Here is a 12,947-nt window from a genome sequence, read left to right on the forward strand (position 1 = left end):
TGGCCGGGTGCGGGAGAACCCCGGCTCGGCTCAGGAGGGCGTGGCCTCAGCGGCCCGTTCGGCCCGCCTTGCCCGCCTTGCCCGCCGCGCCCGCCCGTAACCGCTCGGTGTCGATGCCGCCGTCGATGACCTGCCGGGACACCTCGTCCAGACGGGCGTGATGGCTGCGGGCGTAGGAGCGCATCGTCCGGAACGCCTCGTCCACCCGCACCTGCCAGCGCTCCGCGAGGATGCCCTTGGCCTGCTCGATCACGATCCGGCTGGTCAACGCGTTCTGCAGCTGGGCGCGTTCGACGTTGCCGTGCTCGATGGTGCGGTGCTGGAGGATGGCGATGGTGGCCACGTCGGCGAGGGTCTGGCCGAGCCGGGTGCCGCGGCTGGTCAGGGGTCCGGGGGCGGTGTGCAGGACGCCGAGCGCGCCGACGGTGCGCCGGCGCAGCCGCATCGGCAGCGCGTGCGCCGTCACGAAGCCCATCTCCCGGGCCCGCGCGGCGAACGCGGCCAGCTCCCCGGTCTTGTGGTCGGAGGCCAGGTCGACGTCGAGGCAGGGCTGCCCGGAGCGGTAGCTCACCGGGCACGGGCCCTGCCGGCTCTGCGCCCCGAACAGGGCCAGCATCCGCTCGCTCTCGTCCGAGGCCGCCAGCATGTGCAGGTCGCCGTGCGGGTCGGCCAGCATGATGCCGACCGCGGCGACGTCGAGGAACTCGACGCTGCGCGCACACAGCCGGTGCAGAACGTCGATCAGATCGAAGTCGTCCTCGACCAGGGTGTCGACGGTGTCGAGGAAGGCGCGCAGCACGCCCTCCTGTTGGACCGCGGCCATCATCTCCCCTTCCCGCCGAACGCGTCCGGCTGTGCCCCAGAGTCTCGAAAATGCAGCCGCCTCGCCACCACGTCGTCCGCCACCTCGAGAACCGGCCTGCCGCACCGGTAGGCGTGGGCCCGCAGCAGCAGCATCGCCTGCGGCAGCGGTACGCCCGCCTGCACGCTGACCATCCCCGTGGCCTGGTGCACCGCCGCCCGGTAGAGGACCGACGGACCTTCCCGCGTCGCCGTGTCGCCGACGGCGTTGTCCAGCACCATGGACACCAGCGCGCCGACCAGGATCAGCGCGTCGTCCATCGCCGTGTCGGTGAGCGGGCCCGGGGTCCGGCGGTGCAGCGTCAGGACGCCCAGGCGGACCCGGCCGACCAGGAGCGGGAAGCAGAAGACCGCCCTGACGCGGAGGGCGCGCAGTTCCGGCAGCAGCGCCGGCCACCGGTCCGGGTCCACCCGGTCCAGGTCCGGCTCCAGCACATGGCCGGCGGAGTCGAGCGTGTCGGCCCCGGGGCCCTGGCCGAGCGTGAACTGGAGGTCCTCCAGGCGCAGGCTCGGTCCGGGGGTCGCCCACACCGGTTCGCCGACGCCCCCGTCACACACCAGCGAGACGGCGAGTCCGTCGACCCCGAGCGCCTCGGCGCAGGCCGCGGGGTCGCCGCCGATGAGTTCGGTGCCGCCGCGGGGGCGCAGTCCGTCGAGCACCACGGCCATCCTCGCGCTGGTGCTCACCGGCTCCACCCGCTCCCTGCTGCCGTGCGGCCGCGTCACGGCCGCTCCGCCGGGGACGCCCCGCACGGCAGCCTATCCCTCGGGGAGGGCCCGGGCGCGCGGCCCGGAACGAGGAGAGCGGGACACCTGACCGGGTGCTGTACACCTCGGTCGGGTGCCCCGCGTCGGGGTCCTTCTCAGGTCGGGGTTCCGCTCAGGCCGCTCAAGTCGGCGTTCCTCTCAGGCCGGCGTTCCTCTCAGGCCGGCGTTCCTCTCAGGCCGGCGTTCCTCCCAGGCCGGCGTTCCTCCCAGGCCGGCGTTCCTCCCAGGCCGGCGTTCCTCCCAGGCCGGCGTTCCTCCCAGGCCGGCGTTCCTCTCAGGCCGCCGTGTCCGGCGCGGAGGCGCTCGTCAGTGCCGCGCCTCGGCCTTCGTCCCGGCCTCCGCCCCCGTCCCCGGGACGTGCGCCGCGACCAGACGGCCCGCACCGGCCCCTACGGCGTCACCGCGCCGCACGTCCACCGCGTACGCCACCGCCGCGACGACCAGGCCCAGCACGGCGAGCCCCGCACCGGCCACCGCCGGGGAGGTGGCACCGTGGCCGGCGGCCAGGACGATCCCGCCGATCCAGGCGCCGCCCGCGTTGGCGAGGTTGAAGGCGGCCTGGTTGGCGGAGGAGGCCAGGGACGGGGCGGCCGACGCCTTCTCCATGACCATCAGCTGGAGCGGGGAGCTCGTGGCGAAGGACGCCGTGCCGAGCAGGAGCACCGCGAGCGCGGCCGTCACCCCGGTGCGCATCAACAGCGGGAACAGGGCCAGCACCACCATCAGCGCGGCGAGCCCGCCGAACAGGGTGGCCCGCATCGCGCGGTCCGCGAGCCGCCCGCCCAGCAGGTTGCCCGCCGTGGCGCCGACGCCGAACAGGGCCAGCAGCAGCGTGACGCTGGTCTCCGCGAAGCCGGCGGCGTCGGTGAGCATGGGCGTGATGTAGCTGTACGCGGCGAAGAGGGCGGCGAAGCCCGCGATCGTCGTGCCGAAGGCCAGCCAGACGGGCAGGGAGCGCAGGGCGGCCAGTTCGCCGCGGAGGCCGCCGGCGGGCGCGGCGTGCGCGTTGTCGCGCGGGATGAGCAGGGCGAGGGAGGCGATGGCGGCCAGTCCGATGACGCTCACGCCGACGAACGTGGCGCGCCAGCCGAGGTGCTGGCCCATGAGCGTCGCCGCGGGTACGCCCACGATGTTCGCGACGGTCAGGCCGAGGAACATCAGCGAGACGGAGCGGGCCCGGCGCTCGGGCGCGACCAGGCTCGTGGCGACGACGGCGCCCACCCCGAAGAACGCGCCGTGCGGCAGGCCGCTCAGCAGCCGGGCGGCCAGCAGCCAGTGGTCGTCGGGGGCGAGCGCGGAGAGCCCGTTGCCGACGACGAAGAGCACCATGAGCGCGATCAGCACCGTACGGCGGGACATCCGCGCCGTCACGGCGGCGAGCAGCGGGGCTCCGACCACGACGCCGAGCGCGTACGCCGACACCAGGTGCCCGGCGGAGGGGATGGAGATGCCCAGATCGTCGGCGACGTCCGGCAGCAGACCCATCATGACGAACTCGGTCGTGCCGATACCGAAGGCACCCACGGCGAGCGCGAGCAGGGCCAGGGGCATGGGAAGTGGGCCTTTCACGAGCAGGGGCGTCCGTACAGCTTATGTTCACGTACGGAACAAACCCTGCCCGGTCGACTATTCCAGCAGGTTGCGCGGCGGTTGCGAGCATATGTGGTGACGCAACCGAAAGAGATGGCGCACCCGGAGGAGAGGACGTATCCCGAAGGAGAGGACGTATCCCGAAGGAGAGGACGTATCCCGAAGGAGAGGACGTATCCCGAAGGGAGAAGAGGGTCAGGAACCGGCGAGCCGCACCCGTGCCGCGACCGGCAGGTGGTCGCTGCCCGTCTCCGGCAGCGTCCAGGAGTCGACCGGCTCCACGCCCCTGACCATGATCTGGTCGATGCGGGCCATCGGGAACGACGCCGGCCAGCTGAACCCCATCCCGCTGCCCGCCGCGCCCTGCGTGGAGCGCATCTGTGCGGTGACGTCGTTCAGCGCGCGGTCGTTCATGGTGCCGTTGAGGTCGCCGAGCAGGACGACCCTCTCGATCGGCTCGTCCGCGATGGCCTCGCCGAGGGCGCCCGCGCTCTTGTCGCGCTGCCGCGCGGTGAACCCGGCCTCCAGCTTGACCCGTACCGAGGGCAGGTGGGCGACGTACACGGCGACATCGCCGCCGGGCGCCGCCACCGTCGAGCGCATGGCGCGCTTCCAGCCCAGCCGGATGTCGACGGCCTCGGTGCCGCTCAGCGGGTACTTGCTCCACAGCCCGACGGTGCCGACCACCTCGTGGTACGGGTACGCCGACGCGAGGCCCTTCTCGTACACCGGCACCGCCGTCTCCGTCAGCTCCTCCAGCGCCACCACGTCCACGCCGGACGCGGCCACCGCACGGGCCGTGCCGGAGGGGTCGGTGTTGTCCGCGTTGACGTTGTGCGTCATGACCGTCAGGTCGCCGCCGGTGCCGGACTTGTCGGTGAGCAGCCCGCCGAACATGTTCAGCCAGACGGCCGTGGGCAGCACCACGGCGATCAGCGCGGTCGCGGACCGGCGGAGCAGCGCCAGGAGCAGCAGCGGCGGGACGAGCAGGCCCAGCCAGGGGAGGAACGTCTCCGTCAGACTTCCCAGGTTCCCGTACCGGTTGGGGATGTGCGCGTGCAGCGCCATCACCAGCGCGAGGACCACCGCGACGAGGGCGGTCAGGATGCCGCGGCGCCAGATGCGGCGGTCGCGGCGCCAGCCGTTCAGCAGGCGCCGCAGCCGGGATCCCTGGCGGCCCGTCCCCGCGCCGTCGCTGTCCGACTCCGTCACGTACGCCTGCGCCATACCTGTCGCCTCACAAACTGCCGTGCACATCGTCCCCGCGCCACAAGACCCTAGGGGATGATCGTCGTCGTCCCCGCCGTCCGGTGGCGGCCGTACTCGCACGAGGACGAACAAGCCGACGTCAGGAGTTCCAGGACGGCGGCGGCAACACACGCGCTGTGACGAAACCCGCACACGGCACGGCCTTTCACCGGCCCGCCCCGCCGTGCTGATCGGCGACCTCCTCGGCCGCAGGCCCTCCGCCCGAGGAGGTCGCCGATCAGCTCGACGCCGACGCCGGCTCGCCCTCCTCCCGCTCCCGGGACGGCGGGTGCGTCCTTCCCGGCAGGAACAGCGCCACCACCACCGCGCCCAGCAGGGCCACGCCCGCGCCGCACACCGCGGTGACGTGCATGGCGTGCAGGAAGGCGGCGTGGGCGGGGCCGATCAGGTCCTCGCCCCGGGCGCCGAGCCGGGCCGCGTAGGCGAGGGTGGCCTCGATGGACTCGGCCGCCTCGTGCCGGGCGGCGGGCGGCAGGTCGCCCTCGACGGCCGAGCGGTAGGCCGCCGACAGCACCGAGCCGAGGACCGCGATGCCGAGGGCGCCGCCGACCTGGCGGAAGGTGTTGCTGAGCGCGGACGCGGAGCCGGCCTTCTCCCGCGGCAGGGTCTGCATCACGAGGACGCTCACCGGGGTCATGATGTGGGCCATCCCGGTGCCCATGCAGAAGAAGACCACCTCCAGCACCCAGACCGGCGTGTCCGCGTCGAACGTGGTGAACGCGGCCAGCGCCGCCGCGACGACCACCAGGCCGGCCGTGCACACCGTCCGGGTGCCGAACCGGCGCACGACCAGCCGGGCCCGCGGCGCGAAGACCAGTTGCGCGAGGGCCAGCGGCAGCAGCAGCAGCCCGGTCTGCAGGGGCGTGAAGCCGCGCACGCTCTGGGTGTAGAAGACGGTGAAGAAGGTCACGCCCATCAGGGCGAAGAAGACGAGCGCGATGGCGCCGATCGCCGCCGAGAAGACCTTGTTCCGGAAGTACGCGACGTCGATGGAGGGATGGTCGCTGTGCTTCTCGTGCAGGACGAACAGGGCGAGCACCACCAGTCCGCCGGCGATCGGCAGCAGCGCGTCCGCCCGGGTGAAGTCGCCGTACTGGCCGCCCTCGATGATCCCGTACACCAGCAGGACGAGCCCGATGACGGACAGCGCCACTCCGAGGGGGTCGACGCGCCCCGGGGCCGGGTCTCGGGAGTCGGGCACCAGCCACACCATCAGGGCCAGGGCGACGACCACGATCGGCACGTTGACGAGGAAGACCGAGCCCCACCAGAAGTGGTCGAGGAGCACCCCGCCCGTGATCGGCCCGATGGCGATGCCGAGCCCCACGCCGCCCGCCCAGATGCCGATGGCCTTCGGCTGCTCGTCCCGCTCGAACACGTTCATCAGGACGGCGAGCGTGGCGGGCATCACGAAGGCGGCGCCCAGCCCCATCACCGCGCGGAAGGCGATGAGCTGTTCCGGTGAGCCGGAGCGGGCGGCCAGCGCGGAGCCGGCGCCGAACACCACCAGCCCGGCGATCAGCGTCCGCTTGCGCCCCAGCCGGTCGCCGAGCAGCCCGGCGGTGAACAGCAGTCCGGCGAAGACGAGCGTGTAGGCGTTGATCGCCCATTCGAGCTGGCTCTGGGTGGCTCCGAGGCCGGTCGGCGCGGGGGTCGAGATCGTCTTGACGGCGACGTTGAGGATCGAGTTGTCGAGCACCACGATCAGCAGGCTGAGCATCAGCACACCGAGGATGACCCAACGGCGCCGGCGCACCGTCTCGGGACCACGCCGCCCGGCGGCACCAGCGGTTGTCGTCATGGCGCCAATCTAGGAGTGATTCCGATACGGCACCGTCTCGTATATCAGCCTTTACGGCCTCTTGGAAGGGCTGCCCGGCCGGGCTCGCGGTGATGCACGTCCTCTCCCCCGGTCTGGTCGCGCGTGGGGCGAGGTGCCACCATGGAAGGCGGTCCGGGGACGCCGTCAGGGCGCCTCGAGATGACAGAAGGAGCCATTTCGATGACGCAGCTTCCGGCTGCCCAGAAGCAGCCCGCAGAGCCCTCGCTCAAGCCCTCCGACAGCAGCAAGGCGCTGTACGGGGGAAAGAGCACCCGCCGCATCACCGTCCGCGACATCGCCGCCGCCAAGGAGCGCGGCGAGAAGTGGCCCATGCTCACCGCGTACGACGCGATGACCGCGTCCGTCTTCGACGAGGCCGGCATCCCGGTCATGCTCGTCGGCGACTCGGCGGGCAACTGCCACCTCGGGTACGACACCACCGTGCCCGTCACCCTCGACGAGATGACCATGCTGTCCTCGGCGGTCGTACGGGGCACCAGGCGCGCCCTGATCGTCGCCGACCTGCCGTTCGGCTCGTACCAGGAGGGCCCCGTGCAGGCGCTGCGCTCGGCGACGCGCCTGGTCAAGGAGGCCGGGGCGGGCGCCGTCAAGCTGGAGGGCGGCGAGCGTTCCCACGGGCAGATCCAGCTCCTCGTGGAGGCCGGCATCCCGGTGATGGCCCACATCGGCCTGACCCCGCAGTCGGTCAACGCGATGGGCTACCGCGTGCAGGGCCGCGGCGAGGAGGCGGCGCAGCAGCTGCTGCGGGACGCGAAGGCGGTCCAGGACGCGGGCGCGTTCGCGGTCGTCCTCGAACTGGTCCCGGCGGAGCTGGCCGCCGAGGTCACCCGCACGCTGCACATCCCGACGGTGGGGATCGGCGCCGGTCCCGGCACGGACGCCCAGGTCCTGGTCTGGACCGACATGCTGGGGCTGACCTCCGGCCGGGTGCCGAAGTTCGTCAAGAAGTACGCGGACCTCCGCGAGGTCATGACCGGCGCGGCCCGGGCCTTCGCCGAGGACGTCGTCGGCGGCACGTTCCCGCAGGAGGAGCACTCCGTGCACTGAGCCGGTGACGGCACCCCGCAGCCCGTCGGCCCGCCCGGCCGACGGGCTGTGCCGTTCCCGTCCCGTCCCCGCTGCCGCGCCCGTCGCCGGAGTGCGGCGATGCCGGGATGCCGGGATGCGGGGATGCCGGGATGCCGGGATGCGGTGAACTGTCTGTGCTTTGTCGGCGGCTTGTCGGCGGGTTGTCGGTGCCTGCTGGCACCGTCGTCCTCATGAAACCGACACCCATCGACAAGGGCAGTGCCGTCACCGTCCGGGGTCTGGTCAAGCACTACGGCGAGACCAAGGCCCTGGACGGCGTCGACCTGGACGTGCGCGAGGGCACCGTCCTCGGCGTCCTCGGTCCGAACGGCGCCGGCAAGACGACCCTGGTCCGCTGCCTGTCCACCCTCATCAAGCCCGACGCGGGCACCGCCACGGTCGCCGGGTACGACGTCGTGCGGCAGCCCCGGCAGCTGCGCCGCGTGATCGGCCTCACCGGCCAGTACGCCTCCGTGGACGAGAAGATCTCCGGCTTCGAGAACCTGTACATGATCGGCCGGCTGCTCGACCTGTCCCGCAAGGACGCCCGCAGGCGCGCCGGCGAGCTCCTGGAGCGGTTCTCGCTCACCGAGGCCGCCGGGCGCCCGGCCCGCACGTACTCCGGCGGCATGCGGCGGCGGCTGGACCTCGCCGCCTCCATGATCGGCAGCCCGGCCGTGCTCTACCTGGACGAGCCCACCACCGGCCTCGACCCGCGCACCCGCAACGAGGTGTGGGACGAGGTCAAGCGCATGGTCGCGGACGGGGTCACCGTGCTGCTCACCACGCAGTACATGGAGGAGGCCGAGCAGCTCGCCTCCGAACTCACGGTCGTCGACCGCGGCAAGGTCGTCGCGAGCGGCCGCACCGAGGAGCTGAAGGCCCAGGTCGGCGGCCGCACCCTGCGCGTCCGCCCGGCCGACCCGGACCAGCTCGCCCCGCTCGCGGCCGTGCTCGACGACTCCGGGCTCACCGGTCTCGCCACCGCCACCGTCGACACGGAGACCGGCACCCTGCTGGTACCCGTCCTCAGCGACGACCAGCTCACCGCGATCGTCGGCGCCATCACCGCACGCGACGTCACCATCGCCTCGATCACCACCGAACTGCCCAGCCTGGACGAGGTGTTCCTGTCCCTCACCGGCCACCGGGCGAGCACCCCGCGGACCGGCTCCGGGTCCGCCGACGCCGAGGAGGCCGCCGCATGAGCACCACGACGAGGACGGCACCCGCCGCCGGGGCCACCGCCGTCGACGCCCCCGCCCTGCGCGGCGCCGCCGACGGCCGTATCGGGCTGCGGGCCCACGCCCGTCACACCGGCGCGCTGGTCCGCCGCAACCTGCTGTGGATCCGCCAGGACCCGGAGTCGATGTTCGACGCGGTCTTCATGCCGATCATCTTCACCCTGCTGTTCGTGTACGTCTTCGGCGGCTCCATCGGCATGGCGCTCGGCGGCGGGCAGGACGAGTACGTGCAGTACGTCGTGCCCGGTCTGATGGCCATGATGGGCATGAACCTCTCGATGGCGGTCGGCACCGGCTTCAACGAGGACTTCCAGAAGGGCATCATGGACCGCTTCCGGTCGCTGCCCATCGGACGCTCCTCGGTGCTCGTGGCCAAGATCGTGGTCGAGCTGCTGCGGATGCTCCTCGCCACGGCGATCCTGCTGGTCGTGGGCGTCGTCGTGGGGTTCGACATCACCAGCTGGAGCGGACTGCTCGCCTCGGTGGGGCTGGCCGCCGTGTTCGGCTCGTCCATCATGTGGATCTTCCTCACGCTGGGCGTGACCATGAAGAACGCGCAGTCCGTACAGGGCGTCGGCATGCTGGTGATGATGCCGCTGCAGTTCGGCTCGTCGATCTTCACGCCGACCGACGCGATGCCCGGCTGGCTGCGGAGCTTCACCGAGTACAACCCGCTGTCCTCCCTCGCCGACGCCGCCCGCGGGCTGATGTCGGGCGGACCGGTCGCGCACGACCTGTGGGTGACGCTGGGCTGGTCGGTGGCGCTGACGCTGGTGATGGCGCCCGTGGCCATCCACAAGTACCGCACGAAGAGCTGAGTCACGCACGGTGTGCCCGGCAGGGCGCACGGGAGACGCCCTGCCGCTCGTGCCGGACCGTCGGATCGATCGATCGATCAGATCAGATCAGGGCGCCGGCCTGTTCGAACGACAGGGCGGCGCCCTCGGCGTGGGCCGTTTCGTACGCGCTGTCGTCCAGCACCGCCCGTACCGCCGCCTCCGCCCGCGCCCGGTTCTCCGCCTCCAGCGGGGCCGGGAACCGGCCGGGCGGCAGCAGCGCGTCGGCGGCGCCCAGGAGCCGGGCCGCGTCCCGGACGCGGGCGCCGCCGTCCACTCCCGCGACGGCGAAGGCGGCCGTGACCAGGTGGCTGTGGTCCAGGTGGGGCGCGATCATCCGGGCGAGCGGGTCACCGGCCTGCTCCACCGCCCTGCGGGCCAGGGCCAGGGACTCGGTCCAACGCCCCGCCATCCCCTCCAGCCAGGCCTCGGCACCGGTGACGAAGCTGATGAAGACCGCGAAGTTGACGACGTCGAAGCCCTCCTTGAGCAGCCGCATGTGTTCCCTCGCCTCCGCCAGGCGTCCGGTGCGGCCGAGCTGGGTCGCGAGGAAGAGCCGGGCGGCGGGCCTGGCCTCGGCGTTGGCGTGGTCGTCGGCCAGGAGCTCGGTCAGCAGCCGCTCGCCGCGCTCGGCGTCCCCGCCGTCGATGAGCGCGCTGCCGAGGCGGGCCTTCAGCATGCCGAGCTGGGCGCGGGCACCGAGCCGTTCGGCGTACTCCATGGCCCGTTCGTAGTCCGCGGCGGCGCCCGCGTACTCGCCCTTGTGCTCCTTCGCCTCGCCCCGCGCGGCCAGCGCCTCGGCCGCGCCCCAGGCGTCGCCGATCCCGAGGGAGAGCTCGAGCGCCTCGTCCGCGTCCCGGATGGCGTCCCCCTCCCAGTCGCCGCGGTTGGCCACGATGTTGGCCCGCATCTGCAGGGCCTGGGACAGCTCCCAGGTGTAGCCCAGCTCGCGGCAGCCGCGTACGGTCTCGTCGACGACCGCGCGCATACGGTCCATGTCGCCGCTGAGCAGCACGGCGAAGAACCACATGAAGCCGGGGAGACGGCAGGTCTGCGGTTGGCCGGGCCGGTAGGTGTCGGCGATGACGCGCATCTTCTCCTTCGCACGCGGGGTGGCCCAGGCCGCCAGGTCCGTGTCCATGCAGGCGAAATTGGCGAGATGCACGCCGCGCCGGGCCTCGTCGAGGATCTCGGGTCTCATCGGGGGCGGGGCGTCGGTGCAGCGTTCGAGCAGGTCGGGGACGGGGCGGGCGGGCCCGGCGAAGGGGTCCGGGCCGAGCGCCGCGACCTCGGCCGTCCACTGGCGGGCCGTGATGCGCAGGTCGCGCATCATCCAGTACCAGGCCAGCGACAGCACCAGGCAGAGCGCCTCCTGCTCGTCGCGGGCGTCGACGGCGTGCCGCAGGGCGGCGCGGATGTTGTCGTCCTCCAGCTCCAGCAGCGCGATGGCCTCGCGCTGGCGGGGGCCGCGCAGCAACGGGTCCGTGGTGCGGGCCAGTTCGCGGTAGTAGGTGAGGTGGGCGCGTTCGGCGGCGGCCCGGCCACCGGACTCCTCCAGCCGTTCGCGCGCGTACTCGGCGACGGTCTCCAGAAGCCGGTAGCGCATGTCGCCGGTGGCCGAGGGCGCCGACACGACCAGGGACTTGTCGACCAGCGAACCCAGCGCGTCGAGTGCGGCGGGCCCGCAGACGGCCTCGGCGGCGGCCAGGTCGCAGCCGCCGGCGAAGACGGACAGCCGCCGCAGTACGTCCCTCTCGTCGTCGTCCAGGAGGTTCCAGGACCAGTCGACGACGGCGCGCAGGGTCTGCTGCCGGGGCAGTACGGTCCGGCTGCCGCTGGTGAGCAGCCGGAACCGGTCGTCCAGCCGGTCCGCTATCTGGCGCAGGCTCAGCATGCGCAGCCGGGCGGCCGCCAGCTCGATGGCGAGCGGGAGCCCGTCGAGCCGCCGGCAGATCTCGGCGGCGGCCTCGGGGTCGTCCTCGACGGTGAAGCCGGGCCGGGCGGCGGCCCCGCGGTCGGCGAACAGCCGCAGCGCGTACGGCTCCGGCAGCGGCTCCACGGGCCGCAGCAGCTCTCCCGGTACGCCGAGGGGTTCCCGGCTGGTGGCGAGGACGGTGAGGTGGGGGCACTGCTCGAGCAGTTGCTCGACGAGCCGGGCGGCGGCGTCCACGACGTGCTCGCAGTTGTCGAGGATGAGCAGCATGCGCCGTCTGCCACAGTGCTCGACGAGCCGGCTGACGGGGTCGTCGTGCCGATCGGCGACCACCCGCATCTCCTCGGCGCCGGCCCCGCGCAGCACGGTCTCCCGGGCACCGAGCGCGGTGACGACCGCCTCGGGCACGTCCTCGGGGTCGTCGACGGGGGCGAGCTCGGCCAGCCACACCCCGTCGGGCAGGGCCCCGGCCAGCGTCTCCCCCGCCTCCTGCGACAGCCGCGTCTTGCCGGATCCGCCCGGCCCCAGCAGCGTGACGAGCCGGGCCGCAGCCAGGTCCCCCCGGATGGCCCCGATGTCGGCGTCCCGGCCGACGAAGGAGGTGAGCCGGGCGCGGAGATTACCGGGCCGGGGGCGGGACGCGGTGCCGCCCGGCGGCCCGGGAGCGGCACCGGGCGCCTCATGTGCGTCCACGTCGGCCAGGTGCAGCAGTTCCTCGTGCAGGGCGCGCAGTTCCGGGCCGGGGTCCGTGCCGAGGCGGTCGGCCAGGAGGTCGCGTACCTCCGCGTAGGCGGCCAGTGCCTCCGCCGGGCGGCCCGCGTCGCGCAGGGCGCGCAGGCGCAGGGCCTGGAGGGGTTCGTCCAGGGGGTGGGTGTCGCAGAGGGCGGTGAGCTCGGGGAGGTACTCCTCGGCCTGGCCGAGGGCGAGGGCCGCGGTCAGGCGGGCCCGGCGGGCGTCCAGCCGGCGCACCTCCCGGCGGGCCGCCTCGGCCGTACGGTCGGGGAGGTCGGCGAGGGCCGGACCCTGCCAGAGGGCGAGGGCGTCGTCGAGGACGACGGCCGCCTTCGCCGGGTCGCCGTCGGCCAGCGCGCGCACGCCCTCCCCGGCGAGCCGCTCGAAGCGGTGCAGGTCGACGTCGTCGGGGCGCGCGGCGAGCCGGTACCCGCCGTCGGCCGAGACGACCGCGTCCGCGCCGAGGATCCTGCGCAGCCGCCCGACCAGCGCCTGCACCGCCCCGGTGGCCTCGGCGGGCGGCTCTCCGGCCGCCCATACCTCGTCCACCAGCAGCCCCACGGGCACCGTGCGCCCCGCCCGCAGCGCGAGCACGGTCAGCAGGGCACGCAGCCGCGCCCCGCCGACCGGTACGGGGGAGCCGTCGGGGCGGATGGCCTGGGTGGTGCCGAGGACTCGGTAACGCACGGGCCCATTGTCCCTTGGGAACCGGCCGCACCGCCCGCGGGTTTCCCGGCCGCGTGGACCGGACGGGACGGCAAGGGGACGACAAGGAGACGGAGAGGGGACGGAGAGGGGACGGA

General features: G+C 73.3%; 9 protein-coding genes. 3 read left to right on the forward strand and 6 right to left on the reverse strand.

The features are described 5' to 3' along the window. Window positions 1-46: 46 nt before the first annotated feature. The 5 genes from IEZ04_RS18680 to IEZ04_RS18700 form a co-directional block, all read right to left on the reverse strand. Window positions 47-823: an ANTAR domain-containing protein gene (locus IEZ04_RS18680; protein ID WP_229821111.1), complete on the reverse strand. Its 777-nt coding sequence runs from the start codon at window positions 821-823 to the stop codon at window positions 47-49. After that, a complete protein-coding gene (locus IEZ04_RS18685) occupies window positions 823-1,587 on the reverse strand; it encodes a GAF and ANTAR domain-containing protein (protein WP_229821112.1) in 765 nt (254 codons plus the stop codon). The genes IEZ04_RS18680 and IEZ04_RS18685 overlap by 1 nt, the downstream gene beginning before the upstream one ends. 348 nt (window positions 1,588-1,935) lie before the next feature. Then, on the reverse strand, window positions 1,936-3,180 hold the full coding sequence (locus IEZ04_RS18690) for an MFS transporter (protein ID WP_189218043.1): 1,245 nt from the start codon (window positions 3,178-3,180) through the stop codon (window positions 1,936-1,938). 234 nt (window positions 3,181-3,414) lie between these two features. After that, window positions 3,415-4,446: an endonuclease/exonuclease/phosphatase family protein gene (locus IEZ04_RS18695; protein ID WP_189218044.1), complete on the reverse strand. Its 1,032-nt coding sequence runs from the start codon at window positions 4,444-4,446 to the stop codon at window positions 3,415-3,417. Between the two features lie 259 nt (window positions 4,447-4,705). Beyond that, window positions 4,706-6,289, reverse strand: a complete 1,584-nt coding sequence (locus IEZ04_RS18700) for an MFS transporter (RefSeq protein ID WP_189218045.1) — start codon at window positions 6,287-6,289, stop codon at window positions 4,706-4,708. A gap of 201 nt (window positions 6,290-6,490) precedes the next feature. Here IEZ04_RS18700 and panB point away from each other — a divergent pair, with 201 nt between their 5' ends. The 3 genes from panB (at window position 6,491) to IEZ04_RS18715 (ending at window position 9,461) form a co-directional block, all read left to right on the forward strand. After that, window positions 6,491-7,378 (forward strand): 3-methyl-2-oxobutanoate hydroxymethyltransferase, encoded by an 888-nt coding sequence (panB, locus tag IEZ04_RS18705; protein ID WP_189218046.1) that lies wholly within the window; start codon window positions 6,491-6,493, stop codon window positions 7,376-7,378. Between the two features lie 212 nt (window positions 7,379-7,590). Continuing rightward, on the forward strand, window positions 7,591-8,607 hold the full coding sequence (locus IEZ04_RS18710) for an ATP-binding cassette domain-containing protein (protein WP_189218047.1): 1,017 nt from the start codon (window positions 7,591-7,593) through the stop codon (window positions 8,605-8,607). After that, on the forward strand, window positions 8,604-9,461 hold the full coding sequence (locus tag IEZ04_RS18715) for an ABC transporter permease (RefSeq protein ID WP_189218048.1): 858 nt from the start codon (window positions 8,604-8,606) through the stop codon (window positions 9,459-9,461). Before IEZ04_RS18710 ends, IEZ04_RS18715 begins: the two co-directional genes overlap by 4 nt. Before the next feature lie 82 nt (window positions 9,462-9,543). Here IEZ04_RS18715 and IEZ04_RS18720 read toward each other — a convergent pair whose 3' ends face one another. Further along, window positions 9,544-12,831, reverse strand: coding sequence for an AfsR/SARP family transcriptional regulator (locus IEZ04_RS18720; protein WP_229821113.1), 3,288 nt, complete (start codon window positions 12,829-12,831; stop codon window positions 9,544-9,546). Between the last annotated feature and the right edge of the window lie 116 nt (window positions 12,832-12,947).

This window comes from Streptomyces ruber, from assembly GCF_014648075.1.
GTDB lineage: Bacteria > Actinomycetota > Actinomycetes > Streptomycetales > Streptomycetaceae > Streptomyces > Streptomyces ruber.

Bases quoted from the DNA above. Each gene is read 5' to 3' on its own strand.
- IEZ04_RS18715 (WP_189218048.1), top strand. From the start codon at position 8,604: ATGAGCACCACGACGAGGACGGCACCCGCCGCCGGGGCCACCGCCGTC.
- IEZ04_RS18710 (WP_189218047.1), top strand. From the start codon at position 7,591: ATGAAACCGACACCCATCGACAAGGGCAGTGCCGTCACCGTCCGGGGT.
- IEZ04_RS18695 (WP_189218044.1), bottom strand. From the start codon at position 4,446: ATGGCGCAGGCGTACGTGACGGAGTCGGACAGCGACGGCGCGGGGACG.
- IEZ04_RS18690 (WP_189218043.1), bottom strand. From the start codon at position 3,180: ATGCCCCTGGCCCTGCTCGCGCTCGCCGTGGGTGCCTTCGGTATCGGC.
- panB (WP_189218046.1), top strand. From the start codon at position 6,491: ATGACGCAGCTTCCGGCTGCCCAGAAGCAGCCCGCAGAGCCCTCGCTC.
- IEZ04_RS18680 (WP_229821111.1), bottom strand. From the start codon at position 823: ATGGCCGCGGTCCAACAGGAGGGCGTGCTGCGCGCCTTCCTCGACACC.
- IEZ04_RS18700 (WP_189218045.1), bottom strand. From the start codon at position 6,289: ATGACGACAACCGCTGGTGCCGCCGGGCGGCGTGGTCCCGAGACGGTG.